The sequence below is a fragment of the Rhodobium orientis genome, assembly GCF_003258835.1.
GTDB classification, from domain to species: Bacteria; Pseudomonadota; Alphaproteobacteria; order Rhizobiales; family Rhodobiaceae; genus Rhodobium; species Rhodobium orientis.
The window spans coordinates 60,108-87,096 of the sequence record NZ_NPEV01000009.1 but is presented as its reverse complement, the minus strand read 5'-3'; the positions used below and the strand labels follow the sequence as shown (position 1 = coordinate 87,096).

Sequence of the window (26,989 nt, the reverse complement as noted above, 5' to 3'; positions counted from 1 at the left end):
CTCACAAGGGGGCTGCGACGATGCTGCCGCGTCTACCCGACACGCTCCTGCAGCAGCGCGGCGGCCTCTTCGACGGCGCGAAAGGCGGTGGCGAGAGCGATGCCGGCGCCGCAGCGCTGGCGCACCCAGTCCTGGCGGGCAAGCACGGCGCCGGCCGCAAAGAGCCGGGGGCTGACGGGTCGGCCGTCCCGCCCGAGCACCCGGAACGCATCGTCGACGAGGAGCCCGGCGCGGTTGATGGCGTGGCCGCGCGGATCGAAATAGTCCTCGCGGTACCAGTCGGCCCGCGTCTCCGGCTGCTCCACGGGAAGGTCGAGGAGGGTCTCGCGAATGCCATCCCGCTCCGCCGCGAGCCCGCCGGAGAGGAACCGGCCGGTGGCAAGGATCACCGCTTCGGCCTTGACCGTCACTTCCCCGAAATTGTCGGTGAAATGGAGGATCGCGCTGTCACCGCGAAGCTCGAGGCGCTCCACCTTGCGGTGCGGCGCGAGCACCAGCCCGCGCTCCGGCAGAGCCTGTTCGAAGAGCTCCCTGAGCCGGAGCCCGGGCACGGCCGGCGGCATGGTCGGGATCTCGAAGATCGGCAGGCTGACGAGCCGCTCCATGTCCTTGTGCACCCTGTCGGGGGCATGGACGCCGAGGATCGCGGGAAGGCCGACGAAGGCGACCTCGCCGGCCTCACGGACGGCGCCGCGAATGCGCTCGGCCAGCGCCTCGCGGTGGGCGGGCACTTCCAGCGCCCGCGCCATCACTTCCGGATAGACCTCGGCGCCGGTCTCCATCTCCGGAAAGCCGAGCCGGGCGAATTTGAGGGTCGGCCACATGGCCTTGAAATTGGCGGCGAACTCCCGGGCGCTGAAGCCCGGCAGGCCGAGGAAGTCGACGATCAGCGCCGGCTCGCGCGCGGCAAGCGCCTCGACGCCGGAAATCATGGTCGCCGGCACGGAAAGCGTCGGCTTCGACAACCCGGCCGGCAGCAGCGCGTTGAGGTTTTTGCCGCCCGACACGGTGTAGGACAGCCCCATCTCCGTCACGGCGCCACAGAAGCGGGAAAAGGCCGCTCGAATGGCGGTGTCGGCAATGCGGGCGAGCGGGTGCTCCGGCGCCTCGGCGCGGAGCCGCGCGATGCCCGCCCAGGGATCGGCGAGCGCTGCTCCATCGAGATAGCCGAGGAGGTCGAAATAGCCGGTGGTGTAGGCGAGCGGGCCCGTATTGCCGATCTGGTAGGGGATGATCCCCCGGTCGAGGGCAAAGATGCTGGCGGAAAAGCCGGCAAGGCCCGATCCGATGACGGCGAGTCGTGTCGAATAGGAGCGGTTCTGGGAAAATTCCATCACTGACCTGCCCCGTCGCCGGTCTCGCTGTCCGTCTCGTCGCCGGTCTCGCTGTCGGCCGCTGCCGCCGGCACGGCGACGTCGAGACCCATCAGCCCGCAATGGAGCGTCTCGGCGAGTTCGGCCTGGGGCAGCTCCTTGCCCCAGAGCACCGGCAGGATGCCCTTGTAGCGCTCGGCAAAGAAGTCGCGCATGTGGCCGAGCCCGGCCGGCGATGTGTAGATGCCGCGGTCGTAGAGATAGGACGAAACCCGGATGCCGCAGAACGAGCCCTGGCAGGAGCCCTTGCCGACCCGGCTGCGGACCGCGATCGCGCGAAGCGTCATCTCGTCCTCCGCGCCGGGCGCCTCGGCGACGATGGAATCGACGGCCGAGCGCGGCACCATCTCGCATTCGCAAAGGATGGCATCGGCCGGGTCCTTGCGGGAGAACCAGTAGCGCGCGGCAAAGCCCGGCGTCGTCCACCTGAGCGCGTCGCCAATCGGCAGCCGCTCCTCCGCCGTGCGGCAGGGCGCGGTGTTGCCGAGCCGGGAAGCGACGAGGTCCGAGGTCTTTTCCGCCATCAGCCTGAACGTGGTGAGCTTGCCCCCGGTGACGGTCGCGAAATTGGAAAGCCCCTCGTCCTTATGGTCGAAGAGCGCAAAGCCGCGGCTGGCCTTGCGCCCGTCGATACCGCTATCGGCCGCCATCAGGAGCGGCCGCACGCCGGAAAAGGCGCGGATGAACCGCGCGCTTGCCAAGGCGGGCACCATGGCGATGCCCTCGGCCAGATTGCGGTCGACCTCATCGACGGTCGGGCGCAGGTTTTCCAGTTCCGTCACCTTGTCCGACGTCGTGCCCAGCATGGAGACCGTGCCACCGGGCACAAGGATGTCGCCGTCGCCGGGAAGTCTCAGGCGGTTGATGACGCGCTTTGCCATCCGGGAATTGGAGATGACAAGGGTCCCCTTTGCATAGAGCAGGCGCACGCTGTCGCAACCGGCGAGCCGCGCGATCTCCATCGCCCAGGCGCCTGCCGCGTTGACATATTGCCGGGCGCGGATAACGAACATCTCGCCCGTCCGGTTGTCGCGGCAGGAGGCGCCGAGGATCGTCCCGTCGCGCAGGGCAAAGCCGATCACCTCGCTGTGCGGCAGGAAGCGGCTGCCGGCAGCATCGCGCGCCTGGTTGACCTGTTCCAGCGTGATCCGGAACGGATCGATGGTCGCATCGGGCACCGTATAGGCGGCAAAGATTTTTTCCGACAGCGCCGGTTCCAGCTCCCGCGCCTCGGCCGGCGTCAGCGTCTCCGACGGGATGCCGGCAGCCGAACAATAGCCGGCAAACCTTTCGGCGAATTCCGGGTCGTCGCCCTCCACGGCAACGAAGAGACCGCCGCATGCGTCGATGCATTCCGGCGCGATGCGCTTCAGGATATCGCCTTCCGCCATGCACTCGCGCGCCGTTTCCGTATCGTTCGCGGCGTAGCGCCCGCCGCTGTGGAGGAGCCCGTGATTGCCGCCGGACGCACCCGCATTGAGGTCGCGCTTGTCGACCAGGATCGAGGAGATACCGCGCAGCGCCAGGTCGCGCATGATGCCGGTGCCGGTGACCCCGCCGCCAATGACAAGCACCTCGGTTTCCAGCGTCCGCGTTCTGCGCGGCGGCCGGGAGATGGCGGAATGGGGATCGGACGGGGGCATGATATTTTACCGGCTAAATGTCTTGCAGTTCCGGGCCGAGATACTTCCGCTCTGTGTCGGCAAGAAGGCCCAGCGACAGGCAGATCAGGGTCCAGAAATGGACCACGTGGTATGACCCGCCATAGTGATGGCCGAGGTCCTCCATCTGCGAATGGCAGTTGTGGCAGGGCGTCATGACGTAGGACGCATCGGTCGCGATAATCTGGTCGTATTTGCGCTTCCCATAAGCACGGCGCTGCTCGTTCATGCCGGCCTGCAGGAAACCGCCGCCACCGCCGCAGCAATAGTTGGCGTTGCGGTTGGGCTGCATGTCGATGAAGTTGTCTTCGCCGACCAGCGTCCTGACGACGAAACGCAGATCGTCGGCCGCCGGATCGCCGATCGATTTGCGGATGAGCTGGCAGGGATCCTGCAACGTGAATTTGAGGCCCCTGGTGTTCCAGTCGGAGTTGACCGGAAGCTTTCCCTCCCGGATCCACTTTGCGTAATAGGTGACGAGGCTCGCCGGCTCGAAATTGGCGGTGAGGCCGAAGCGTTCGACGCCCTTCCAGAGCGTGTAGAAGGAATGGCCGCATTCGGTGTTGATCCAGACCTTGCAGCCGAGCCGGTTGATGGCGTCGACCCGCTTTTCCACCATCGCCCGCCAGGCGTTGTCGTCGCCGGTGAACATGCAGAAATTCTCCGCCGCCCAGCCGGACGACGAATAGGTCCAGTCGGCACCGACGTAATCTAGGACCTTCCAGAGCGGGCCCATCTCTTCGGGCTCCACCGCCGGCTCGCGGGAATTCTGGTTGATAAAGAAATGCGCGCCCTCCTTGTCGACGGGCGCCTGAAGGTCGGCGAAGCGCGGATCGGAGGCGCGGATCTCCTCCAGCGTCTCCTCGACGATCTCCACGAAATCCTCCGGCATGACGCCCATGGCGCTGGTGCTGTCGGAGCGCATCTGCGCCTCGCAGGAGCGCACGATGCCGCTCGGTTTTTTCTCCTGGGGCCACAATCCCCTTGCAAGGCCGACCAGCACAGAGACGTCAATGTTCATCGGGCAAACATGGGCGCAGCGCTTGCACTGGGTGCAGGTCCAGATCCACGGGGTGTTGGAAAGCTCCTCGTTGAGCCCGAGCACCGCCATGCGGATGAAGCGCCGCGGGTCCATGCCCTCAAGCCCCGAGGCCGGGCAGCCGGACGAGCAGAGCCCGCAGGCAAGGCAGGAATCATAGCTTGCCCCGTCGGGCAGAAGCTCGTCGGCCTTCGCCTTGAAGTCGATGACGGGCATGGCTGCGGCCGCGGATGCACCCGACACGTGTCCCTCCTTATGTCGTTTGCCGGCCGGCCTTTTGCGGCAGGTCCGGTCTGCCGCGCCTCAGGCGTGGCGGTGTTTGGTCAGCGTCCGGCTGACGGCATCGCGCCAGCCGGCGATCCGCACCTGCCGTTCGTCCTCGTCCATCTGCGGCTCGAAGCGCCGGTCGCGGACCCAGGCTTTCGCAAACCCCTCCGCGTCCGGCCAGACGCCGGCCCTGAAGCCGGCGAGCCAGGCCGCGCCGACAGCGGTCGTCTCAAGGATCGACGGCCGATCGACGGGGGCGGCCAGGATGTCGGCGAGCCGCTGCATGGTCCAGTCGGAGGCGACCATGCCGCCGTCGACCCTGAGCACGGTGTCGCCCGAGGCGCCCTGCCAGTCGCGCTTCATGGCCTCCAGCAGATCGAGGGTCTGGAAGGCGACGGATTCCAGCGCCGCGCGGGAGAACTCCGCCGGCCCGGAATTGCGGGTGAGGCCGAACATGGCGCCGCGCGCATCGGCATCCCAGTGCGGTGCGCCGAGGCCGGTAAAGGCCGGCACCAGATAGACCGCCTCCTTGGGGCTTGCCTGCTCGGCGAGCGGACCGGAGGCCGCGGCTTCGGCGATGATGCCGAGGCTGTCGCGCAACCACTGCACGGCGGCGCCGGCAATGAAGATCGAGCCTTCCAGCGCGTATGTCGTCTGGCCATCGAGGCGATAGCCGATGGTGGTGAGAAGGCGGTTTTTCGAGGCGACCCGTTCCGACCCGGTGTTGAGGACCGCAAAGCACCCCGTGCCGTAGGTCGATTTCAGCATGCCGGGCTGAAAGCAGGCATTGCCGATGGTCGCCGCCTGTTGGTCGCCGGCAACGCCGAAGATCGGAATCGCGCCACCGAAAAGTTCCGGCACCGTCTCCCCGAAATCGTCGGCGGAGTTCTTCACCTCCGGCAGCATCGCCATCGGCACGTCGAGAATGCCGCAAAGCTCCTCGTCCCAGGCGTTGTCGTCGATGTTGTAGAGCAGGGTGCGCGAGGCGTTGGTGGCGTCGGTCGCATGCACCTTGCCGCCGGTGAGATTGTAGATGACCCAGCTGTCTACAGTGCCGAAACAGACCGTTCCCGCCTCGGCCTTGGCGCGAAGCCCGTCGACATTTTCGAGCAGCCAGGAAAGCTTGGTGCCGGAAAAATAGGGATCGATCAGCAGCCCGGTCTTCTTCGCAAAGGTCGGCTCCAGATCGCGCTGCAGCAGACCCTGGCAGAATTCGGAGGTGCGCCGGTCCTGCCAGACGATGGCCCGGTGGAGCGGCCTTCCGGTCTCCCGATCCCAGACGACGACGGTCTCGCGCTGATTGGCGATGCCGACCGCAGCAACGTCCGCGGCGGTGATGCCGGCCGCCTCCAGCGCCTTGCGCGATGTGGCGACGACGGTGTCCCAGATCTCGTCCGCGTCGTGCTCGACCCAGCCGGAGGCCGGGAAATGCTGCTTGAATTCCTGCTGGCTGACGCCTGAAACCTTCATGGCGCCGTCAAAGACCATCGCCCGCGACGAGGTCGTGCCCTGGTCGATGGCAAGGATATGCCCGGACATCTCTTCCTCCGGCAAACGCTATGCAAAAACGATGATATCAGACTTCGGATGCCCGCCGGGGCGATGTCCGTCCCGGCGGGCGATTGCCTCAGAACATCAGACCAAGCAGGGCTTACTGCCAGCGCTTGATCAGGTCGTCATAGGCGATGGTCTCGCCCTGCGGCTTCTCGTTGTCGAGCTTGGCCTTCGGGCCGTCCGGCTTGCCGAGCCATTCGGACGGATCCTTCGGCTCGTTCAGGCGCGGGCCGCAACCGCCATAGACCTCGGCCCGTTCGTCGGCCGCCTGCATGCGCGCCATCACCTGTTCCATCTGTTCGGCCAGACGGTCCATGGCTTCCTGCGGCGTGAAGGTGCCGGAGTTGACGTCGCCGATGTTCTGCCACCAGAGCTGCGCCAGCTTCGGATAATCCGGCACGTTGATGCCCGTCGGCGACCAGCGAACGCGGTCCGGCGAACGATAGAACTCCACGACGCCGCCGAGCTTCGGCGCACGTTCGGTGAAGCTCTCGTGCCGGATCGAGGAGTCGCGGATGAAGGTCAGACCCACATGGCTCTTGCGGACGTCGACGGTTTTGGAGACGACGAACTGGGCATAGAGCCAGGCCGCCTTGGCGCGGTCGGTCGGGGTCGACTTCAGGATCGTCCAGGAACCGACGTCCTGGTAGCCGATCTTCTGGCCGTCCTTCCAGTAGGGCCCGTGCGGGCTCGGCGCGGCGCGCCACAGCGGCGTGCCCTCGTCGTCCACCGTGTTGTTGCCCTCCGACTTCGGCTTGACCATGTCGGCCAGGAACGCGGTGTACCAGAAGATCTGCTGGGCGACGTTGCCTTGGCTGAGCGCCGGCAGCGACTGGTAGAAGTCGTAGTCGGCCGCACCCGGAGGCGCGTATTTGCGCAGCCATTCGTCCCACTTGCGGATGGCGTAGACGGAGGCCGGACCGTTGGTCTCGCCGCCGCGCGACACCGAGGCGCCGGACGGGTTGCAGGAGTCCTTCTCCATCCGGATGCCCCACTCGTCGATCGGGCGGCCGTTCGGTTCGCCCTGCGAGCCGGTGCCGGCCATCGACAGCCAGGCGTCGGTCATGCGCCAGCCGAGATCCGGCGCGCGCTTGCCGTAGTCCATGTGGCCGTAGATGCGGACGCCGTCGATCTCCTTGACGTCCTCGGAGAAGAATTCGGCGATGTCCTCATAGGCCGACCAGTTGACCGGCACGCCGAGATCGTAGCCGTATTTCTCCTTGAACTGCTTCTGCAGGTCTTCCCGGTCGAACCAGTCCTTGCGGAACCAGTAGAGATTGGCGAACTGCTGGTCCGGAAGCTGGTAGACGTCGCCGTCCGGGCCGGTGGTGAAGCTGATGCCCATGAAGTCGTCGAGGTCGAGCCCCGGATTGGTGACCTCCTTGGCCTCGCCCGCCATCCAGTCGGTCAGGTTGACCGCGAGTTGCAGGCGCGAATGGGTGCCGATGAGGTCGGAGTCGTTGACATAGGCGTCGTAGAGATTGCGGTTCGTCTGCATCTGCGTCTGAACCGCCTGCACCACCTCGCCCTCGCCGAGGATCTGGTGGTTGACCTTGATGCCGGTGATCTCCTCGAACGCCTTGGTCAGCACCTTGGATTCGTATTCGTGGGTCGGCACACCTTCCGACAGCACGTTGATTTCCATACCGGAGTAGGGCTCGGCGGCTTTGACGAACCACTCCATCTCCTTCATCTGCTCGTCCTTGGAGAGCACGGATGGCTGGAATTCGTCATTGATCCATTTTTCCGCCTCGGCCATGCCGGCAAAGGCCGGCGCGGCCCCGGACATAAGCCCGATGACGGCGACTGTCGCCAGTAGTTTCAATCGCATGTAGTCCTCCCATCGATGTTTCGACCCTTTCAGGGCCTTCATGTCGAACGAGACGGCGTCCGGCTTTTTGCAGCGCGGTTCGCCTCGCCGGTGTCGCCCCTGTGCCCGGGCCCCGGTCGGGCCCTCGGCGCAGGGTCGATCTCAATTCGGTGGCGTCAGACCCAGCGGAACACCGCCGCGGCAAACACCACCGACAATACGGTTGCCCACCACAGCGGCGCGGCCGTCGCCGCCAGCCAGCCGAGATGGATGTATGCAGCACTCAAAAGCGATATGAACAGACGGTCGCCCCGCGTGGTGTCGAGTCCGAGCACGCCGTGGCGCGGCGCGCCGCCCGGCTGCGCCCACTCCCACACCCGCATTCCGGCGAGCAACAGGGCGATGACGACGAAGAACGTCGCCGTCTGCCAGGTCCAGGCCATCCAGGAAAGATCCATGGTCTATACCCTCCCCAGGGCAAAGCCCTTGGCGATGTAATTGCGCACGAACCAGATGACGATGGCGCCCGGAATGATGGTCAGCACACCGGCGGCGGCGAGCAGCCCGAGCTCGTAGCCGGAGGTGGAGGCCGTCCGCGTCATCACCGCCGCGATCGGCTTCGCTTCCACCGAGGTCAGCGTCTTGGCGAGCAACAGTTCGACCCAGGAGAACATGAAGCAGAAGAAGGCGGTGACGCCGATGCCAGAGGCCACCAGCGGCATGAAGATGCGGGTAAAGAAGCGCGGGAACGAGTAGCCGTCGATATAGGCGGTCTCGTCGATCTCCTTGGGCACCCCCGACATGAAGCCTTCCAGGATCCACACCGCGAGCGGGATGTTGAAGAGGCAGTGCGAGAGCGCCACGGCAAGGTGCGTGTCGAACAGGCCCATCGCCGAATAGAGCTGCAGGAACGGCAGCGCAAAGACGGCCGGCGGCGCCATCCGGTTGGTCAGCAACCAGAAGAACAGGTGCTTGTCGCCGAGGAACCGGTAGCGCGAGAAGGCATAGGCCGCCGGCAGCGCGAAGGCAACCGAGATCACCGTGTTGATGGCGACATAGGTGATGGAGTTGATGTAGCCGTTGTACCAGGTCGGATCGGTGAAGATCTCCACATAGCTCTCGACCGTGAAATTCTGCGGCCAGGCACTGAAGCCGCCGAGGATCTCGTTGGTCGTCTTGAACGACATGATCAACAGCCAGTAGATCGGCAGCATCAGGAACAGGATGTAGACGGTCGGAATCAGCCAGCGCAGGCGGGTCATGACTTTTCGCTCCCCTGCATCATCAGCGTGTAGAACAGCCAGCAGACGAGCAGCGTCATCAGGAAGTAGATGAGGCTCATCGCCGCCGCGATGCCGAGATTGAACTCGCCGAGGGCCGCCTTGACGAGATCGATGGACAGGAAGGTGGTGGTGTTGCCGGGCCCGCCGCCGGTCAGCACGAACGGCTCGGTGTAGATCATGAAGCTATCCATGAAGCGCAACAGGAAGGCGATGGTCAGCACGTGCTTCAGCTTCGGCAACTGGATGAAGCGGAACACGGCCCAGCGCGAGGCACCGTCGATGCGGGCCGCCTGGTAGTAGGAATCGTCGATGGAACGCAGGCCCGCATAGGCGAGCAGCACCACCAGCGACGTCCAGTGCCAGACATCCATCAGCACCACCGTGAACCAGGCCGACAGCGGCTGGCGGGTGAAGTTGTAGTCGAAGCCGAGCCAGTTGAGCCCGTAGCCGAGGAGGCCGATGTCGGGCAGCGCGAAGATATTCCACATCGCCCCGACAACATTCCATGGGATCAGCAGCGGCAAAGCCATCAGCACCAGGCAGACGGAGGCCCAGATGCCGCCGCGCGGCATGGCGAGCGCGATCGCCACCCCGAGCGGGATCTCGATCGCGAGGATGATGCCGGTGAAGACGAATTGCCGGCCGAGCGAGGCGTGGAACCGCTCCGAGGCCAGCACGTCGCGGAACCAGCGTGCGCCTTCGAAGAAGAAGAGGTTGTCGCCGAAGGTCTCCTGGACCGAGTAGTTGACCACCGTCATCAGCGGCACGACGGCGTTGAGCGCGACGATCAGGAGCACCGGCAGCACCATGAACCAGGCGCCATTGTTCCAGGTCTTGTTCATGACTGGGCGGCTCCGCTGACGATCGCCCAGTCGTCGGCATAGATGTTGATGCCGGCGGGCTCGAAACTGATGTGGGGATCGCCCGGGATCGGGTCGTGCTCGCCGACGATGACGGCAATGTCGGAGCCGTCGAGGGCGGCGTGGACGATCTTGCGGCGGCCGACATCCTCCACCTTGGTGATGGAAACGGGCATGCCCTCGGTGCCGAGCCGGACATATTCCGGCCTGATGCCGAGTTCGGTGCGTGCGCCCGGCTTCGGCGACGGAGCATCCGCCAGCGCGATCGTCTGTTCGCCGATCCGCGCCGAGGCGCCGTCGAGCTTGACCGGCATGACGTTCATGCCCGGCGAGCCGATGAAATAGCCGACGAAGGTGTGGCGCGGCCGCTCGAACAGCTCTTCCGGCGTGCCGATCTGGACGATCTCGCCCTCATACATGACGACGACGGTGTCGGCGAAGGTCAGCGCCTCGGTCTGGTCGTGGGTGACATAGACCATGGTGTGCGCGAAGCGATCGTGCAGGAGCTTCAGTTGCGAGCGGAGCTGCCATTTCATGTGCGGGTCGATGACCGTCAGCGGCTCGTCGAACAGGATCGCGTTGACGTCGGAGCGAACGAGGCCCCGGCCGAGCGAAATCTTCTGCTTCATGTCGGCGGTGAGCCCGCTCGCCTTGCGCTTGGCCATCTCGGCAAGCTCGAGCATCTCCATGATCTCAGTGACCTTTTTGGTCACCTCGGCCGGTCGCATGCCGCGATTGCGCAAGGGAAACGCGAGATTGTCGAACACCGACATGGTGTCGTAGACGACCGGGAACTGGAACACCTGGGCGATGTTGCGCGCCTCCGGCGCCAGCGTCGTCACGTCCTTGCCGTCGAAGAGGATCCGTCCCTCCGTCGGGATCAGGAGGCCGGAGATGATGTTGAGAAGGGTGGTCTTGCCGCAGCCCGACGGGCCGAGCAGCGCATAGGCGCCGCCGTCCTCCCAGGAATGGTGCACCTCCTTCAGCGCGAAGTTCTCCTCGCGCTTGGGATGCGGCAAATAGGAATGGCGAATGTGGTCGAGGTCGATCCGGGCCATCAAAGTACCTTTACGCGGCCAGACGCGTGCCGTCGGTGGCGATGCCCTGCCCTTCGGCGTCGAACACCAGGATGTGGCGGGCATCGAGGAACACCTCGATGGTCTCGCCGGCGTCGAAGTCGTGGATGCCGTCGGTCAGCATCACCCAGTTGACGCCGGCATAGTCGAGATGGACGTAGCTCTCCGAACCGGTGATCTCGGTGACCTCGACCCTGGCGCGGATGACGACGCTCGTCTCGTCGACCTTTTTCAGCGACAGGTGGTGCGGGCGGAACCCGACCGTGTAGTCGCGGTCGGCAATGCCCCGATAGGCCACCGGCACCGGGATGTCCGCCGTGCCCTCGCGGTGGAACATCGGCCCGGACTTGTGGACCTCGATGACGTTCATCGGCGGATCGGAAAAGGTCTGGGCCGTGATCAGGTCGACCGGATTGCGGAACACCTCCACGGTCGGCCCGAACTGGGTGACCCGGCCTTCCGACAGCGTCGCCGTGTTGCCGCCGAGAAGCAGGGCCTCGGACGGCTCCGTCGTCGCATAGACGAAGATGGCACCGGATTCGGCGAAGATCTTCGGCAGTTCGGCGCGCAGCTCCTCGCGCAGCTTGTAGTCGAGATTGGCAAGCGGCTCGTCGAGGAGGACGAGTTCGGCATTCTTGACGATGGCGCGGGCAATGGCCGTGCGCTGCTGCTGGCCGCCGGAAAGGTTGAGCGGCACCCGGTCGAGATAGGGCGTCAGCTTGAGGAGCTCGGCCGCCTTGCGCACCTCCCGGTCGATGACCTTGGCGTCGGTGCGCGCGATCCGCAGCGGCGAGGCGATGTTCTCGTAGACGCTGAGGGCCGGGTAGTTGATGAACTGCTGATAGACCATGGCGACGTTGCGCTTCTGCACGGCAACGCCGGTCACGTTCCTGTCGTTGAACCACACCTCGCCGGAGCTCGGCCGGTCGAGGCCGGCCATGATCCGCATCAGGCTGGTCTTGCCGGAAAGCGTCGGTCCCAGAAGGACGTTCAGCGTTCCGTTTTCAAGGCGCAGCGAGACGTCGCTCAGATGGGTCTCCGAGCCGACGGCTTTCGCCACGGTTTTGAGTTCAAGCATACTCCGGGGTCCTCCCAAACGACCGGTTATTGCTTATTGGGCAGCCGCAAGCCTTCCGTCTTTCATGTTGTCTTTCAGGAAGTGCGCCAGGGTTTCTTTATTATCTTGTGTCAATCGCAACCCGCGTTTGGTGCGGCGCCAAAGGATGTCGTCGGCCGTCGTCGCCCACTCGTTTTCCACGAGGTAGCGGACTTCGACCTCATAGAGATCATATCCGAAATGCGCGCCAAGGTCGCTATGGTTTGCGGCCGCACCAAGAAGGTTCCATGCCCTGGTGCCGTAGAGCCGGACCAGCCGGGCGGCGTGCTCCTCATCCAGGAACGGATAGGTTTTTGCGAGCTCGGCAACGAGAGCGTCATAGCCGGTGATCGCGAAATCGCCGCCCGGCAGCGGCGCCGTCTCCGTCCAGGGTGCGCCCTTGTCGCCGAGGAAATCGCCGATGCGCTCCATCACGGTTTCGGCGAGCTTGCGATAGGTGGTGATCTTGCCGCCGAAGATGTTGATGACCGGCGCCGCGCCCTCCTCGTCGTCGACCTTCAGCACGTAGTCGCGGGTTGCCTGGTGCGCCGCGGTGGCGCCGTCGTCATAGAGCGGGCGGACGGCCGAATACGTCCAGACCACGTCGTCGGGCGTCACCGGATCGGCGAAATAGTCGCTCGCCGCCTCGCACAGATAGGCGGTCTCGTCGGCCGAGATCGCGACCTTTGCCGGATCGCCCTCATAGTCGCGGTCGGTCGTGCCGATGAGGGTGAAGTCGTCCTCATAGGGGATCGCGAAGATGATGCGGCCGTCGGAATTCTGGAAGATGTAGCAGCGGTCGTGGTCGAACAGGCGCCTGACGACGATGTGGCTGCCCTGGACGAGGCGGATGTTCTGGGCCTCGTTGCGGCCGAGCGCCTCGCCCAGCACATTGTCGACCCAGGGGCCGGCGGCATTGACGAGGAGTTTGGCCGTGACCGTGCGCCGGTCGCCGTTGGCGGCTTCCAGCGTTACCTGCCATTGACCTCCCTCGCGCCGGGCCGCGATCGCCTTGGTGCGTGGCAGGATGGTCGCGCCGCGGTCCGCCGCATCGCGCGCATTGAGGACCACCAGTCGGGCATCGTTCACCCAGCAGTCGGAATATTCGAAGGCTTTGGAGAAAAGCGGCTTCAGCGGCGTTCCGGCCGCGTCGGTCCGCATGTCGAGTGTGCGCGTGCCGCCGAGGTGGCAGCGCCCGCCGAGATGGTCGTAGAGGAAGAGGCCGAGGCGCAGCAGCCAGGCCGGGCGCAGCCCCTTGTGGTGGGGCAGCACGAAGCGCAGCGGCCAGATGATGTGCGGCGCCAGGTGCCACAGCACCTCGCGCTCCTTCAGCGCCTCGCGCACCAGCCGGAACTCGTAATATTCCAGATAGCGCAACCCGCCATGGATCAGCTTGGTGGAGCCTGAGGAGGTGGCGCTCGCCAGGTCGTTCATCTCGGCGAGACACACGGAATAGCCGCGCCCGGCGGCATCCCGGGCGATGCCGCATCCATTGATGCCGCCGCCGATAATGACAATGTCGAACGCGTTTCCCATCCCCAACCGGTTCTTTTTATTTTGCAACGCAGCAAAACGGGAACGATACGAAATCCATTTCAGTTAAAGTGAATGTAAAACGAATGTCAATCGAATTTCAGCCCGATCTAAAGAACGGGCCGGGACGGATGGCGTTTGGGCCTTGCGGTGGTGACAAGGGAAGGATCCGCCGATGTCGGCCTGAACATTGCCCTCCACCAGCACATCCTTTGGAAAAGGCCAGCGGAAGCTGTCGAGGTTATCCGACGGAAGTCGCCGAGGCATGCAAACGCGGGTTTGCTCCCGCCCTCACCCCCTCTCAAGCGTCATTGCCGTGCTTGACACGGCAATCCATGATGCCTTTCGGGACAATCGGTTAGGGCGGTCCTTGCCGCACCTCATCATGGACCACCGGATCAAGTCCGGTGGTGACGCGGAGTGAGTGGACCGGGGAATGCGCGCACCGTCAGGCAAACAGCGGTCGGCTTGATCCGGGGAGCGATAAGGAATTGATCTCAATTTGCATCGCCCGGCAGTCACGCGGGGCGAGCGGCACGGGAGTGTGCAGGCCTTCAACCGGACAGCACTTCGTCGCGCCGATCGCGCCGAACGGGCGACCGCCGGTCCGCACACCCACCCAACCCGAAAACCGCACGACGGCCGCCCTCACCCCCCCGCCGTCTCGATCAGCTCCACGCCATTGTCCGCGCAGATACGGCGGATGTGGTCGAACGCGCAGCGGTCCGTCACAAAAGTATCGACCTGGGAAAGGTGGCCGATGCGGACCGGTGCCGTTCTCTCGAACTTGGTGGAATCGGAAACGAGGATGACGTGCCGCGCATTGGCGATGATCGCCTGGGCGACTTTCACTTCTCGGAAATCGAAATCAAGCAGCGAGCCGTCCTGGTCGATGGCCGAGACGCCGATGACCGCGTAATCGACCTTGAACTGGCGGATGAAATCGACCGCCGCCTCGCCGACGACACCGCCGTCCGAGGCCCGGACCATACCGCCGGCGATCACCACTTCGAACTGCGGATAGATCCGCATCCGGTTGGCGACGTTGATGTTGTTGGTGATGACCATGAGGCCCTCATGGTCGAGCAGCGCTTCGCCGACGGCCTCGGTGGTGGTGCCGATATTGATGATGATCGAGGCGTCGTTCGGAATGAGGCCGGCCGCGGCAACGCCAATCGCCGCCTTTTCCCGCGCCGCGATCTGCCGGCGCTGTTCGTATTCCATGTTTTCCGTGCCCGACGGCAGCACGGCCCCGCCATGGATGCGGCTGAGGATGCGGCGCTGGCAGAGATCGTTGAGGTCCTTGCGGATGGTCTGCGGCGTCACGTCGAACCGCGCTGCAAGCTCCTCCACCAGCACGCGGCCCTGCTCCTTGGCAAGCGTCACGATCTCGGTATGGCGCGGCGGCAGGTACATGGGACCCGAATCCCTCCCGTCAGAACGGCAAGCGACGACGAGTGTAAATGAAAAAAGCGAAAATAAAAGGAACCGCCCGCGGCGGCCGCGCGAAGGGCGATGCGAGCCGTTTGCGATTTCGCCGCGATGGGTGTACCTCGCAAAAGGATCACCACGACGCGGAAGGCACCCCTCGCAATGGCCCCGAACGGCGACCGGCTCGACGATGCGGCGCGTGCCGGTTGGCTCTACTACGTCGCCGGCAACACCCAGGATCAGATCGCGACGAAGCTCGGCGTCTCGCGTCAGTCCGCTCAGAGGCTGGTCTCGCGCGCCGTCTCCGAGGGCCTCGTCAAGGTCCGCATCGACCACCCGATCGGCCGCTGCATGGACCTCGCCGCCAGACTCAAGGAGCGCTTCGGCCTCACCTTCTGCGACGTCGTGCCGACAGACCCGGCGGCGGCCACCAACATCGTCGGCGTCGCCCAGGCCACCGCCCTTGAGATCGAGCGCTGGCTGCGCCTGCCTGAGCCGACCGTCATCGCCATCGGCACCGGCCGCACCCTCAAGGCCGCCGTCGAGCAATTGCCGCCGATCGCCTGCCCCGACCACAAGGTCGTCTCGCTGACCGGCAGCATCGCCCCGGACGGCTCGGCAGCCTACTACAACGTCATCTTCACCATGGCCGACACGGTGACGGTGCGCTCCTTTCCGCTGCCGCTGCCGGTCATCGCCTCCTCGAAAGAGGAGCGCGAGATGCTGCGCTCCCAGGCGATCATCCGCCCGACCCTCGACCTGGCGAGCCGCGCCGACGTCGCCTTCGTCGGCATCGGCGAGCTCGGACCCGAGGCCCCGCTCTGCGTCGACGGCTTCGTCGGCGAGGCAGAGATGGAGGCCGTGCGCGCGGCCGGCGGCGCCGGCGAGATCGTCGGCTGGATCTTCGACGGGGCCGGCAACGTCATGCAAGGCTTCAGCAACGACCGGGTCACGGCCCCCGACCTTTCCGCCGCCAGGGGCCGCCCGACGATCGCCTGCGCCATGGGCGAGAAGAAGCTGACGGCGATCCTCAGCGCCATCGCCGGCCGGCTCATCACCGGCCTCGTCACCGACGAGAAGACGGCAGAGGGCCTTCTGGCCCGGGCCGGCGATGCCGCGGGCAATGCCGCAAAAGCTGCCCCGGCACCGGCCGGAGGGTGGGAGCCCGCAAAGGCAGATTGACCCCCCTGCGCTCCCCGGCACTGCCGCGACGGAGCCGTTGCCCAACGCCAACACCGGGGCATGGGCCCGGCCTGTGACAAAGTCTTCAACACCCTGATTGCAAGCATGAATTTCCCGGCGTCGCACAACCCATGGTGCAGCGCAGCACGTTATATACGTTGACTCCAAGCACGGTTAATGAGCAAATGCCCAAGGCTGAAGCATTTGCTCATTCACGAAGCAAGGCTCGACCAAAAAGAATTCTGGGAGGATTTCATGAATCTCAAGGCTTTGCTCCTTGGAGCAGGTTCGCTTCTGGCATTGGGCGTTGCCGCCCAGGCCGAGACGCTGACGATCGCCACCGTCAACAACGGTGACATGATCCGCATGCAGAAGCTGACCGACGATTTCACCGCAAAGAATCCCGGCATCGAGCTGGAATGGGTGACCATGGAGGAGAACGTCCTCCGCCAGAAGGTGACCCAGGACATCGCCACCAGGGGCGGCCAGTACGATGTCATGACCATCGGCACCTACGAGGTCCCGATCTGGGCCAAGCAGAACTGGCTGCTGCCGCTGGAATTCGACGAGGGTTACGACGTCGACGACCTGCTGCCGCCGATCCGGGACGGCCTGACCGCGGACGGCAAGCTCTACGCCGCACCGTTCTACGGCGAGTCCTCGATGATCATGTACCGCAAGGACCTGTTCGAAGAGGCCGGCATCGAGATGCCGGATGCCCCGAGCTGGGACCTCGTTGCCGACGCGGCCCGCAAGATCACCGACAAGGACAAGGAAATCTACGGCATCTGCCTGCGCGGCAAGGCCGGCTGGGGCGAGAACATGGCGTTCCTGACCGCCACCGGCAATTCGTTCGGCGCCCGCTGGTTCGACGAAGAGTGGCAGCCCCAGTTCGACCAGCCGGAATGGAAGGAGACGCTGCAGTTCTACGTCGACCTGATGAACGATGCCGGCCCTCCGGGCGCCTCGTCCAACGGCTTCAACGAGAACCTGGCGCTGTTCCAGTCCGGCAAGTGCGGCATGTGGATCGACGCCACCGTCGCCGCCTCCTTCGTCACCAATCCTGACGAGAGCCGGGTTGCCGACAAGGTCGGCTTCGCCCTTGCCCCCGACAACGGGCTCGGCAAGCGCGGCAACTGGCTGTGGGCCTGGACGCTCGCCGTCCCCGCCGGCACCCAGAAGGCCGAGGCCGCGACCAAGTTCATCGAATGGGCGACCTCCAAGGACTACCTGGAGCTGGTCGCTTCCAAGGAGGGCTGGGCCAACGTGCCGCCGGGCACCCGCACCTCGCTCTACGAGAATCCGGAATACGCCAAGATTCCGTTCGCCAAGATGACGCTGGACTCCATCAATTCGGCCGACCCGAAGAACCCGACGGTCAAGCCGGTGCCCTATGTCGGCGTCCAGTTCGTGGCGATCCCGGAATTCCAGGGTCTCGGCACCGCCGTCGGCCAGCAGTTCTCCGCCGCCCTTGCCGGCCAGATCTCGGTCGACCAGGCGCTGCAGAACGCACAGCAGCTCGCCGTGCGCGAGATGACCAAGGCCGGCTACATCAAGTAGGCCACTCGACCGCGTAAGGAGAGGACCGCCGCCCAACTCAACGCGTATTCCCGAACCACAGGTCCGCGAAAGCGAAAAGTGGGCACCGGTTTTCGGACAAGAATACGCGCAAAGAAGGCTCGGCGGCCCTCACCCCCACAACGTTCCGACGCACCTTCTGGCGCCTTTTTCTCGCGACCTTCGGAGAGCCCCGATGGCGACGCTGCACACGCGCACATCCGCCCGCTACATGATGGCGCCGGCCGTGCTTCTGCTCCTGGCCTGGATGCTGATACCGCTGGGAATGACGCTCTACTTCTCGTTCCTGCGCTACAACCTCCTGATGCCGGGCATGGAGGAGTGGACCGGGTTCCTGAACTACAAGTATTTCCTCACCGACCCGGCCTTCGATGATGCCCTCATCAACACGCTGCTCTTGGTCGGCGGAACGCTTCTGATCACCGTCATCGGCGGCACCCTCCTCGCCTTGATGCTCGACCAGCCCTTCTTCGGGCGCGGCATCGTCCGGCTCATGGTCATCGCCCCGTTCTTCGTCATGCCGACGGTCTCGGCGCTGGTCTGGAAGAACATGCTGATGCACCCGGTCTACGGGCTGTTTGCCTGGCTCGCCAAATCGGTCGGCCTGCCGCCGGTCGACTGGCTCGCCCAGGTGCCGCTCCTGTCGGTCATCATGATCGTCTCCTGGCAGTGGCTGCCCTTCGCCACCCTCATCCTGCTGACGGCCATGCAGTCGCTCGACGAGGAACAGAAGGAAGCGGCCGAGATGGACGGCGCCGGTGCTATCTCGCGCTTCATCTACATCGTCGTGCCGCACCTGGCCCGCGCGATCACAGTCGTCATCCTGATCGAGACGATCTTCCTTCTCTCCGTGTTCGCGGAAATCCTCGTCACCACCAATGGCGGCCCCGGCACCCAGTCGACCAACATCACCTACCTGGTCTACTCGCTGGCCCTGTTGCAGTTCGACGTCGGCGGCGCTTCGGCGGGCGGCATCGTCGCCGTCATCCTGGCCAACATCGTCGCCATCTTCCTCATCCGCATGATCGGCAAGAACCTGGATCGATAGGAGGTCGACATGGCGCGCGAAGCATCAACATCCCGCAAGCTCACCTACACGGTGATCGGCTGGTCCATCGGCCTCCTGATCTTCTTCCCGGTGATCTGGACGTTCCTGACCAGCTTCAAGACCGAAGGCGAGGCGATCGCCAACCCGCCGAGCTTCCTGTTCTTCAACTGGACGCTGGAAAACTACCACGAGGTCCAGGACCGCTCCGACTATCTGAAGCACGTCATCAATTCCGTGGTCATCTCCTTCGGCTCCACCGGCCTCGGCCTGCTGATCGCCGTGCCGGCCGCCTGGGCGATGGCGTTCTCGCCCGGCAAGCACACCAAGGACATCCTGATGTGGATGCTCTCCACCAAGATGCTGCCGCCGGTCGGCGTGCTGGTGCCGATCTACCTGATCTTCCGGGACTACAACCTCCTCGACACCCAGCTCGGCCTCGTCATTGTCATGACGCTGATCAACCTGCCGATTATCGTATGGATGCTCTATACATACTTCAGGGAGATTCCGGGCGAGATCCTGGAAGCCGCCCGGATGGACGGCGCATCGCTGGGCAAGGAGATCGTCTACGTCCTTGCGCCGATGGCCGTACCGGGCATCGCCTCGACCGTCCTTCTCAACCTGATCCTTGCCTGGAACGAGGCGTTCTGGACGCTCAACCTGACGGCCGCCAAGGCGGCGCCGCTGACCGCGTTCATCGCCTCCTATTCCAGCCCGGAAGGATTGTTCTGGGCCAAGCTCTCCGCCGCCTCGACGCTGGCCATCGCACCGATTCTCATCATCGGCTGGTTCTCCCAGAAGCAGCTCGTCCGCGGCCTCACCTTCGGCGCGGTGAAATAGGGGTTCGACACCATGGGTAACATCCGCCTGGAAAACGTGAAGAAGGCGTTCGGCGACGCCATCGTCATTCCGGACCTCGATCTGGAGATCGAAAACGGCGAGTTCGTCGTCTTCGTCGGTCCCTCGGGCTGCGGCAAGTCCACGCTGCTGCGCCTCATTGCGGGCCTCGAAGACGTCACCGGCGGCAAGATCTGGATCAACGGCCGCGACGCCACCGGCGAGGCGCCGGCCAGCCGCGGCCTCGCCATGGTGTTCCAGACCTATGCGCTCTACCCGCATATGAGCGTCTACAAGAACATCGCCTTCCCGCTGAAGATGGCCGGCATGGACAAGAAGGCGATCGACGACAAGGTCCGCGGCGCGGCCGAGACCCTCAACCTCACCGACTTTCTGCACCGCCGGCCGGGTCAGCTCTCCGGTGGCCAGCGCCAGCGCGTCGCCATCGGTCGCGCCATCGTCCGCGAGCCGAAGGCGTTCCTGTTCGACGAACCGCTCTCCAATCTCGACGCGGCCCTGCGCGTCGCCATGCGCCTGGAGATCAGCGAGCTGCACCACCAGCTCAAGACGACGATGATCTACGTCACCCACGACCAGGTCGAAGCCATGACCATGGCCGACAAGATCGTCGTGCTGAGGGCCGGCATCATCGAGCAGGTCGGCTCGCCCCTCGACCTCTACCGCAGCCCCCGCAACCGCTTCGTTGCCGGCTTCATCGGCTCGCCGAAGATGAACTTCGTGGAGGGCGACAAGGCGGCAAAGCGCGACGCCTACGCCATCGGCATCCGCCCCGAGCACATGACGCTCTCCACCGACGACGGCCAGTGGCCGGGCACCGTCAGGGTCTCCGAGCACCTCGGCTCCGACACCTTCCTCCATGTCGACGTGGAAGGCGCCGGCATGATGACGGTGCGCTCCGACGGCGACGTGCCCATCGACCATGGCGTGCGCGTTTTCCTGACCCCGGACGAAGCCAAGCTGCACCGCTTCGATGCCGACGGAAAGGCGCTCTGAGATGGCGCGGCTTGACGGCAGGACGGCGATCGCGACCGGCCGGACCGTTTTCCACGCCACTCCACAAGGCGAAAGGATCGCCGCCCGGCCCTGCAGCGTCGCTGGCGGCAACTGGACGAGCTGACGGCACCGCCCGCCGGCGAAGGAGGAACCCATGGCCCTCAAGCTTTCCAATGCCACCCTCGGCGATATTGGCGCGACCATCGCCGTGCCGCACTACGACCGCACGGAGTTGACGGCCGGCATCCTCCATATCGGCGTCGGCAACTTCCACCGCGCCCACCAGGCCGTCTATCTGGACGCCCTGTTCAACACCGGCCGCGACCATGGCTGGGCCATCGTCGGCGCCGGCATCATGGAAAGCGACGAGGCGATGCGCGCCACGCTCGCCGCCCAGGATTACCTCACCACGGTCGTGGAACAGGAGGCGGACCGCTCCATCGCCCGGGTCACCGGCCCGATGATCGATTTCATCCCGCCCGCCGACCGCGGCGCCCTCATCGACCGGCTCGCCGACCCGGAAATCCGCATCGTCTCGCTGACCATCACCGAGGGCGGCTATTTCATCAATCCGGCGACCGGCGTCTTCGACCCGGGCATTCCGGCGATCGCCGGCGATGCGGCAGAACCCGGCGCACCGAAGACCGTCTTCGGCATCCTCGTTGCCGGCCTGAAGCGCCGGCGCGAAGAGGGCACCGTCCCCTTCACCGTCATGTCCTGCGACAACATCCCCCACAACGGCATCGTCACTCGCAACGCCGTCGTCGGCCTTGCCGCCCTCTCCGACCAAAACCTTGCCGACTGGATCGCCGCCGAGGTTGCCTTCCCCAACGCCATGGTCGACCGCATCACGCCGGCAACCGGCGAGCGCGAGCGGACCATCACCCGCGAGACCTTCGGCATCGACGATGCCGCGCCGGTATTCTGCGAGGACTTCAAGCAGTGGGTGCTGGAGGACAATTTCACCTGCGGCCGCCCGGCGCTGGAGGAGGTCGGCGTCCAGTTCGTGCCCGACGTCACGCCGTTCGAGATCATGAAGATCCGCATCCTCAACGGCGGCCACGCCGTGATCGGCTATCCGGCTGGCCTGATGGGCATCCATTTCGTCCACGAGGCGATGACCGACGACCTTGTGCTGGCCTTTCTGCGCAAGGTCGAGCGCGAGGAGATCGTGCCGATCGTCCCGCCGGTGCCGGACACCGACCTTGCCGACTACTACGCCCTCATCGAGCGCCGCTTCGCCAACCCCAAGATCGGCGACACGGCGCGCCGGCTCTGCTTAGACGGCTCCAACCGCCAGCCGAAATTCATCGTCCCCTCGATCGCCGACAACCTCAGGGCCGGCCGCGGCGTCTCGGGCCTCGCCCTGGAATCGGCCCTGTGGTGCCGCTACTGCTTCGGCACGACGGACTCAGGGGCCGCCATCGCACCCAACGACCCGATCTGGGACCGCCTCACCGAACAGGCGAAGTGCGCCAGGAACGACCCGGACGCCTGGCTGGAAATGACCGACATCTATGGCGACGTCGCCGCCGCGCCGGCCTTTCGCGAGGCATTCGCCTACTGGCTCGGCGCGCTGTGGGCGAACGGTACCCACAGGACCCTTGAGGCCTATCTCGCCGAACCGGTCCGAGCGAGCGGATGAGCGCCCGCCGGCACCGGTCCGGCACCGCGACAACGACAGCCGGCGCATTCTCTCATGTGCGCCGGCCGGCTACGGCCGCTGCCGCCCCTGGCCTTGTGCCCCGGGCGACGGCGGCCGTTGCCGCTTCGTTGGAATCATGGCTTGATGGGCGCAATGAAAAACAGCATGCGTAACCGCGCCGTCGACCTCGTGATTTTCGATTGCGACGGCGTCCTCGTCGACAGCGAGCCGATTTCCGTTGCCGTCCTCCTGGAAGTCATCGCCGAAGACGGCGTGAAGATCTCCCCGGAAGAGGGCTACCGCATCTTCCTCGGCCGCTCCCTGAAGACCATCGTCGAGACGATCGCCGCCGACTACGGCCTCGTCATCACCTCCGACCATGTCACCGAGATCCGCCAGCGCCTGTTCGAACGCTTCCGCCGGGACCTGCAGCCGACCCCCGGCATCGCAGAGGCACTCGCCGCGCTGAAGGTGCCGTTCTGCGTCGCCTCGTCCAGCCAGGTGGAGCGCATCGAGCTGTCGCTCGGCGTCACCGGCCTTCTGGAAAGCTTCGGTGCGAACGTATACAGTTCAACCATGGTGAGAAACGGCAAGCCCGCACCCGACCTCTTTCTGCATGCCGCCCGGGCCATGGGCGTCGAGCCGGCGCGCTGCGCCGTCGTCGAGGACAGCCCGGCCGGGATCGAGGCCGCCGGCAGGGCCGGAATGCATGTGCTTGCCTATCTGGGGGGCTCCCATGTCGGCCCCGCCGACCTCAGGCGGCGGGTCGAGGCGATGTCTCCCGATCTGGTGTTCGACAGGATGGCGCTGCTGCCGTCGCTGATCGATCGGCTGTCGCCGGGAGAGTCCTTCGGCTGATGCGCAATCTGGTTTGTGCGATCGACGTCGGAACGGGCAGTGCCCGGGCCGGCGTCTTTGATGCGGGCGGTGCCATGCTGGCGCGCCAGGTGCACCCGATCGTCCTCAGCCAGCCGGCCGGCGGCGTGGCCGAGCACGATTCCGAGGACATCTGGCGCGCCGCCTGCCGCGCCCTCCAGGCCGCCATGGAGGAGGCCGGCGTGGCCGCCGAGCGCATCGCCGGCATCGCCTTCGACGCCACCTGCTCGCTCGTCGTGCGCGACAGGGACGGCCGCCAGGTCAGCGTTTCCAGCCCCTCTTCTGGTCCCGGCGACGACCGCTTCGACACCATCTCCTGGATGGATCACCGGGCGATCGCGGAGGCCGACGAATGCACCGCCACCGGCCACCGCGTGCTGGAATATGTCGGCGAGGCGATGTCGCCGGAAATGCAGACGCCGAAGCTGATGTGGCTGAAGCGCCGGCTTCCCGCCTCCTGGGCCCGGGCCGGCCTGGCGGTCGACCTCACCGATTTCCTCGCCTGGAAGGCGACCGGCAACGCCGCCCGCTCGCAATGCACGCTGACCGCCAAATGGACCTACCTCGCCCATGACGACGGCTGGCAGCAGGATTTCTTCGATGCCGTCGGTCTCGGCGACCTGATGGCGCGGGCCGGACTGCCGGCACAGCCGCTGCCCGTCGCAGCAAGCCTCGGCACACTGACGGCCGGGGCCGCAAGCGACCTCGGCCTCGACACGGACTGCGCGGTCGGCGTCGGCGCCATCGACGCCTTTGCCGGCACGATCGGCGTCCTCGGCGCCTTTGCGGACGACGGCATCGAGCGGCACGTCGCGCTGATTGCCGGCACATCGAGCTGCGTCATGGGCATGGCCGACGAGGCCCGGCCGGCCAAGGGCGTCTGGGGCCCCTATTACGGTGCCTGCCTGCCGGGGCTGTGGCTGCGCGAGGGCGGCCAGTCGGCGACCGGCGCCCTCCTCGACCTCCTCATCCGCCAATACGGCAACGGGTTGAGGCCCGACTGCGCCGGCCACGCTGCGATCACCGACCGGATCGCCGAACTGCGCGCCGTTAACGGCGATGGCTTTGCCGACGGCATCCACGTCCTGCCGGATTTCCACGGCAACCGCACGCCCTTCGCCGACCCCCACGCCCGCGGCGTCATCAGCGGCCTCACCCTCGACACGTCCTTCGATGCGCTGTGCCGGCTCTACTGGCGCACCGCAGTCGCCATCGCCCTCGGCGTACGCCAGATCTTGGAACACATGGCCCCGCGCGACGGGCGCATCGACACCCTGCATCTCACCGGCGGCCACGCCCGCAACCCGGTCCTGATGGAGCTTTATGCCGACGCCACCGATTGCGAGGTCCGCACCAACGGCGCCAGCGACACCGTGCTCCTCGGCAGCGCCATGATCGCCGCTGCCGCCGGCGGCCTCCACCCGGACCTGCGCCGCGCCTGCCGTTCCATGTGGCAGGACGGCGACCGCCGCGCGCCGAATCCGGCCGCCCGCGCCCGCTACGACACCGACTACCGCGTCTTCCTGAGGATGCAGGAGCACCGCGCCGAACTCGACGCCTTGACCTTGTGACCGCAAGATGGTCGGTATCGTCGAAACCCGTCCCAACGGAGATCTTGCGACATGATCCTTTGCTGCGGCGAAGCCCTCATCGACATGCTTCCGCGCCAGACCACCGCGGGCGAAGCGGCCTTTGCGCCCTTCGTCGGCGGCGCGGTCTACAACACCGCCCGCGCCATCGGCCGCCTCGGCGCCCCGGCCGGTTTCTTCTGCGGCATCTCGACCGATTTCTTCGGCGACATGCTGCGCGACGGCCTGGTCGAGAGCAAGGTCGACATCTCGCCCGTCGTGGAGAGCGACCGGCCGACCACCCTTGCCTTCGTCAAGCTCGTCGACGGCCAGGCGAGCTACATCTTCTACGACGAGAACTCCGCCTCGCGGATGGTCACCGTCGACGACCTGCCGGCCCTGCCCTCCTCGGTGAAGGCGCTCTTCTTCGGCGGCATCAGCCTCATTCCGGAGCCCTGCGGGACCGCCTACGAGACGCTGATGGCGCGCGAGGCCGGCAAGCGCCTGACCATGATCGATCCCAACATCCGCCCGACCCTGGTCTCCGACGAGGCCGCCTATCGCCGCCGCGTCACGCACATGATCGGCCTAGCCGACATCGTCAAGCTGTCCGACGAGGACCTCGCCTGGATCGAGAACGAGACCGACATTGACGTTGCCGTAAACGGAATACTGGAGCGCGGTCCGGAGATCGTCATCATCACCCGCGGCGGCGAAGGCGCCACGGCCTACCGCAACAGCGGCACGGTCAGCGTTGCCGCCCGCACCGTCAAGGTCGTCGACACGGTCGGCGCCGGCGACACCTTCAACGCCGGCTTCATGACGTGCCTGTCGGAAGCCGGCATCACCGACCGCGCCGGCCTTGCCGGGCTTGAGGCCGATGCCATCGAGGCCGCCCTTGCCCTCGGCGGAGCCGCGGCCTCCGTCACCATCTCACGCGCCGGCGCCAACCCGCCCTGGCGCGGGGAACTGCCGGCATAGGGGGCCGCCGGGCCGCGCGCCGTGGCCGGTAACCCTTTTTTTACGTTCGGCTTTTCGCATGGGCCGCTTTGCTGTAGACGAGCGGAATGGCGAACGCATTTGAAATCCCGGGATTGCACGGCATGGCCCCGACTGCAGGAGACCCTGCCGGGGACCGGCCGGGCGCGTATCCCTGGCTCGGACGCGGACGCGCGGACGCCGGGACATCCTCCCATGGCGATTTTTCGTTGCGAACCGTGCCCGTCGCCGACATCCCGGCTCCGGACGCGGCCGGCAATTTCTTCGTCCACCCCGCATATCTCGCCGCCCTCGGCCTGAACGACGTCCTGATGCTGGAGCGGCCGGACGAGGATCCGGCTTTTTTTACCGAACGCCACGGCCACCTGGTTCATCTCGGCCGGCTGGCAACGCTGACGCCCGCGCGCATCGACGCCCTCTGCGATACGCTCTTTCGCGGCACCGACGCCAACTCGGTCGTCCTTGAGGACATCGTCGCACCGCAAACGCCCGCGCCGTTGCGCCCCCATCACCGGTTCGCCTACCAGGCCGACTGGCGGATGGCCATCGGCCCGGACGTGACCCACATCTCCTCGCGGCGCGCCAGCACCATGCGGCGCAAGTGGAAGCTTCTGGCCAAAGAGACCGGCGGCCACGTGGAATTCCACTTCGAGCGCTGCCGGCCCGGCGACGTCGCGGCGATCGCGGACCTCAACCGCACCAAGATCGAATCGGCCGGCGGACACCACCAGCTCGACGACCAAAAACGGGCGATCCTGGAAGCGACCGCCGTGCAGACCGGCTATACGGCAAAGCTGACCCTCGACGGGCGGATCATCGCCGGCAACATCATCTGCACGGCCGGCACCAGTGCCTTCTTCAACATCATGGGCTACGACCTCGCCTTCTCGAAATTCTCGCCGGGGCTTCAGGTCCATCTCGCCGCGCTCAGGGAACTGGGCGAACGCGGCTACCGCGACGTCCACCTTCTGTGGGGCGACAGCCCCTGGAAACAGGACGTCGGCGCCGACCGCCAGGAACTGACGACCCTCGTCGTCATGCGCAACCGCCGCGTGTTCCTCACCCCGGAGCACTGGGCGGCCTTCGCGCCGTTCCTGATCCAGGCGACCAGACGCCGCCTGAAGCCAATTGCCGAACGCCTCCTCGGCGAGGCGCTCATCTCACGTTTACGTCACCTGCTGTCGAACTCGCACTGATCCGGAACGTCCCGGCGGCCGGCAGCACTGCCACAGCCGGACGACTTACTGCGATTCCGGTTT

The 26,989-nt window shown here is 65.8% G+C and carries 22 protein-coding genes; 10 read left to right on the top strand and 12 right to left on the bottom strand.

What is annotated here, in order from left to right:
- Positions 1-32: 32 nt before the first annotated feature.
- The 12 genes from glpB to CH339_RS06390 all read right to left on the bottom strand — a co-directional run bounded on the left by glpB (position 33) and on the right by CH339_RS06390 (position 14,968).
- Complete coding sequence (gene glpB, locus CH339_RS06445) at positions 33-1,334, bottom strand: glycerol-3-phosphate dehydrogenase subunit GlpB (protein ID WP_111433512.1); 1,302 nt, start codon at positions 1,332-1,334, stop codon at positions 33-35.
- Positions 1,334-3,016 carry an anaerobic glycerol-3-phosphate dehydrogenase subunit A gene (gene glpA, locus CH339_RS06440; RefSeq protein WP_201241075.1) on the bottom strand — a complete coding sequence of 561 codons (1,683 nt, stop codon included), beginning with the start codon at positions 3,014-3,016 and terminating at the stop codon, positions 1,334-1,336. Before glpA ends, glpB begins: the two co-directional genes overlap by 1 nt.
- Positions 3,017-3,029: 13 nt before the next feature.
- Positions 3,030-4,316: a (Fe-S)-binding protein gene (locus CH339_RS06435; protein WP_201241076.1), complete on the bottom strand. Its 1,287-nt coding sequence runs from the start codon at positions 4,314-4,316 to the stop codon at positions 3,030-3,032.
- Positions 4,317-4,376: 60 nt separating this feature from the next.
- Positions 4,377-5,879 carry a glycerol kinase GlpK gene (gene glpK, locus CH339_RS06430; RefSeq protein ID WP_111433548.1) on the bottom strand — a complete coding sequence of 501 codons (1,503 nt, stop codon included), beginning with the start codon at positions 5,877-5,879 and terminating at the stop codon, positions 4,377-4,379.
- Positions 5,880-5,991: 112 nt separating this feature from the next.
- Entirely contained in the window at positions 5,992-7,725 is a 1,734-nt protein-coding gene (locus CH339_RS06425) for an ABC transporter substrate-binding protein (protein WP_111433547.1), read from the bottom strand.
- Between the two features lie 155 nt (positions 7,726-7,880).
- Positions 7,881-8,162, bottom strand: coding sequence for a DUF2160 domain-containing protein (locus CH339_RS06420; protein ID WP_111433510.1), 282 nt, complete (start codon positions 8,160-8,162; stop codon positions 7,881-7,883).
- A gap of 3 nt (positions 8,163-8,165) precedes the next feature.
- Positions 8,166-8,966, bottom strand: coding sequence for a carbohydrate ABC transporter permease (locus CH339_RS06415; protein ID WP_111433509.1), 801 nt, complete (start codon positions 8,964-8,966; stop codon positions 8,166-8,168).
- Positions 8,963-9,829, bottom strand: a complete 867-nt coding sequence (locus CH339_RS06410) for a carbohydrate ABC transporter permease (RefSeq protein ID WP_111433508.1) — start codon at positions 9,827-9,829, stop codon at positions 8,963-8,965. Before CH339_RS06410 ends, CH339_RS06415 begins: the two co-directional genes overlap by 4 nt.
- Positions 9,826-10,905, bottom strand: a complete 1,080-nt coding sequence (locus CH339_RS06405; RefSeq protein ID WP_111433507.1) for an ABC transporter ATP-binding protein — start codon at positions 10,903-10,905, stop codon at positions 9,826-9,828. The genes CH339_RS06410 and CH339_RS06405 overlap by 4 nt, the downstream gene beginning before the upstream one ends.
- Positions 10,906-10,915: 10 nt before the next feature.
- Complete coding sequence (locus CH339_RS06400; protein WP_111433506.1) at positions 10,916-12,001, bottom strand: ABC transporter ATP-binding protein; 1,086 nt, start codon at positions 11,999-12,001, stop codon at positions 10,916-10,918.
- Positions 12,002-12,034: 33 nt separating this feature from the next.
- Positions 12,035-13,555 carry a glycerol-3-phosphate dehydrogenase gene (gene glpD / locus CH339_RS06395; protein WP_111433505.1) on the bottom strand — a complete coding sequence of 507 codons (1,521 nt, stop codon included), beginning with the start codon at positions 13,553-13,555 and terminating at the stop codon, positions 12,035-12,037.
- Between the two features lie 645 nt (positions 13,556-14,200).
- Complete coding sequence (locus CH339_RS06390) at positions 14,201-14,968, bottom strand: DeoR/GlpR family DNA-binding transcription regulator (RefSeq protein ID WP_111433504.1); 768 nt, start codon at positions 14,966-14,968, stop codon at positions 14,201-14,203.
- 177 nt (positions 14,969-15,145) lie between these two features.
- Between CH339_RS06390 and CH339_RS06385 the strand changes: the two genes are divergently transcribed.
- The 10 genes from CH339_RS06385 (at position 15,146) to CH339_RS06340 (ending at position 26,926) form a co-directional block, all read left to right on the top strand.
- Positions 15,146-16,165 (top strand): sugar-binding transcriptional regulator, encoded by a 1,020-nt coding sequence (locus tag CH339_RS06385; RefSeq protein ID WP_111433503.1) that lies wholly within the window; start codon positions 15,146-15,148, stop codon positions 16,163-16,165.
- Between the two features lie 255 nt (positions 16,166-16,420).
- Positions 16,421-17,725 (top strand): ABC transporter substrate-binding protein, encoded by a 1,305-nt coding sequence (locus CH339_RS06380; protein WP_111433546.1) that lies wholly within the window; start codon positions 16,421-16,423, stop codon positions 17,723-17,725.
- A 193-nt stretch (positions 17,726-17,918) separates the two neighbouring features.
- Complete coding sequence (locus CH339_RS06375) at positions 17,919-18,791, top strand: carbohydrate ABC transporter permease (RefSeq protein WP_111433502.1); 873 nt, start codon at positions 17,919-17,921, stop codon at positions 18,789-18,791.
- A 9-nt stretch (positions 18,792-18,800) separates the two neighbouring features.
- The gene (locus CH339_RS06370; protein ID WP_111433501.1) at positions 18,801-19,631 is read left to right on the top strand and encodes a carbohydrate ABC transporter permease; all 831 of its coding nucleotides are present in this window, start codon (positions 18,801-18,803) and stop codon (positions 19,629-19,631) included.
- Positions 19,632-19,643: 12 nt separating this feature from the next.
- Positions 19,644-20,642, top strand: a complete 999-nt coding sequence (locus tag CH339_RS06365) for an ABC transporter ATP-binding protein (protein ID WP_111433500.1) — start codon at positions 19,644-19,646, stop codon at positions 20,640-20,642.
- Between the two features lie 154 nt (positions 20,643-20,796).
- Positions 20,797-22,287, top strand: a complete 1,491-nt coding sequence (locus CH339_RS06360; protein WP_111433499.1) for a mannitol dehydrogenase family protein — start codon at positions 20,797-20,799, stop codon at positions 22,285-22,287.
- Between the two features lie 165 nt (positions 22,288-22,452).
- Positions 22,453-23,145 carry an HAD family hydrolase gene (locus tag CH339_RS06355; RefSeq protein WP_111433545.1) on the top strand — a complete coding sequence of 231 codons (693 nt, stop codon included), beginning with the start codon at positions 22,453-22,455 and terminating at the stop codon, positions 23,143-23,145.
- Complete coding sequence (locus CH339_RS06350; protein WP_111433498.1) at positions 23,145-24,734, top strand: FGGY-family carbohydrate kinase; 1,590 nt, start codon at positions 23,145-23,147, stop codon at positions 24,732-24,734. The genes CH339_RS06355 and CH339_RS06350 overlap by 1 nt, the downstream gene beginning before the upstream one ends.
- A 51-nt stretch (positions 24,735-24,785) precedes the next feature.
- Positions 24,786-25,712, top strand: coding sequence for a carbohydrate kinase family protein (locus CH339_RS06345; protein ID WP_111433497.1), 927 nt, complete (start codon positions 24,786-24,788; stop codon positions 25,710-25,712).
- A gap of 236 nt (positions 25,713-25,948) precedes the next feature.
- Positions 25,949-26,926, top strand: a complete 978-nt coding sequence (locus tag CH339_RS06340; protein WP_245408106.1) for a GNAT family N-acetyltransferase — start codon at positions 25,949-25,951, stop codon at positions 26,924-26,926.
- The last annotated feature ends 63 nt before the right edge of the window (positions 26,927-26,989 follow it).

Bases quoted from the DNA above. Each gene is read 5' to 3' on its own strand.
- CH339_RS06385 (WP_111433503.1), top strand. From the start codon at position 15,146: ATGGCCCCGAACGGCGACCGGCTCGACGATGCGGCGCGTGCCGGTTGG.
- CH339_RS06415 (WP_111433509.1), bottom strand. From the start codon at position 8,966: ATGACCCGCCTGCGCTGGCTGATTCCGACCGTCTACATCCTGTTCCTG.
- CH339_RS06355 (WP_111433545.1), top strand. From the start codon at position 22,453: ATGCGTAACCGCGCCGTCGACCTCGTGATTTTCGATTGCGACGGCGTC.
- CH339_RS06390 (WP_111433504.1), bottom strand. From the start codon at position 14,968: ATGTACCTGCCGCCGCGCCATACCGAGATCGTGACGCTTGCCAAGGAG.
- CH339_RS06345 (WP_111433497.1), top strand. From the start codon at position 24,786: ATGATCCTTTGCTGCGGCGAAGCCCTCATCGACATGCTTCCGCGCCAG.
- CH339_RS06425 (WP_111433547.1), bottom strand. From the start codon at position 7,725: ATGCGATTGAAACTACTGGCGACAGTCGCCGTCATCGGGCTTATGTCC.
- CH339_RS06365 (WP_111433500.1), top strand. From the start codon at position 19,644: ATGGGTAACATCCGCCTGGAAAACGTGAAGAAGGCGTTCGGCGACGCC.
- CH339_RS06375 (WP_111433502.1), top strand. From the start codon at position 17,919: ATGGCGACGCTGCACACGCGCACATCCGCCCGCTACATGATGGCGCCG.
- CH339_RS06405 (WP_111433507.1), bottom strand. From the start codon at position 10,905: ATGGCCCGGATCGACCTCGACCACATTCGCCATTCCTATTTGCCGCAT.
- glpK (WP_111433548.1), bottom strand. From the start codon at position 5,879: ATGTCCGGGCATATCCTTGCCATCGACCAGGGCACGACCTCGTCGCGG.
- glpA (WP_201241075.1), bottom strand. From the start codon at position 3,016: ATGCCCCCGTCCGATCCCCATTCCGCCATCTCCCGGCCGCCGCGCAGA.
- glpB (WP_111433512.1), bottom strand. From the start codon at position 1,334: ATGGAATTTTCCCAGAACCGCTCCTATTCGACACGACTCGCCGTCATC.
- glpD (WP_111433505.1), bottom strand. From the start codon at position 13,555: ATGGGAAACGCGTTCGACATTGTCATTATCGGCGGCGGCATCAATGGA.
- CH339_RS06380 (WP_111433546.1), top strand. From the start codon at position 16,421: ATGAATCTCAAGGCTTTGCTCCTTGGAGCAGGTTCGCTTCTGGCATTG.
- CH339_RS06360 (WP_111433499.1), top strand. From the start codon at position 20,797: ATGGCCCTCAAGCTTTCCAATGCCACCCTCGGCGATATTGGCGCGACC.
- CH339_RS06400 (WP_111433506.1), bottom strand. From the start codon at position 12,001: ATGCTTGAACTCAAAACCGTGGCGAAAGCCGTCGGCTCGGAGACCCAT.
- CH339_RS06370 (WP_111433501.1), top strand. From the start codon at position 18,801: ATGGCGCGCGAAGCATCAACATCCCGCAAGCTCACCTACACGGTGATC.
- CH339_RS06410 (WP_111433508.1), bottom strand. From the start codon at position 9,829: ATGAACAAGACCTGGAACAATGGCGCCTGGTTCATGGTGCTGCCGGTG.
- CH339_RS06420 (WP_111433510.1), bottom strand. From the start codon at position 8,162: ATGGATCTTTCCTGGATGGCCTGGACCTGGCAGACGGCGACGTTCTTC.
- CH339_RS06350 (WP_111433498.1), top strand. From the start codon at position 23,145: ATGCGCAATCTGGTTTGTGCGATCGACGTCGGAACGGGCAGTGCCCGG.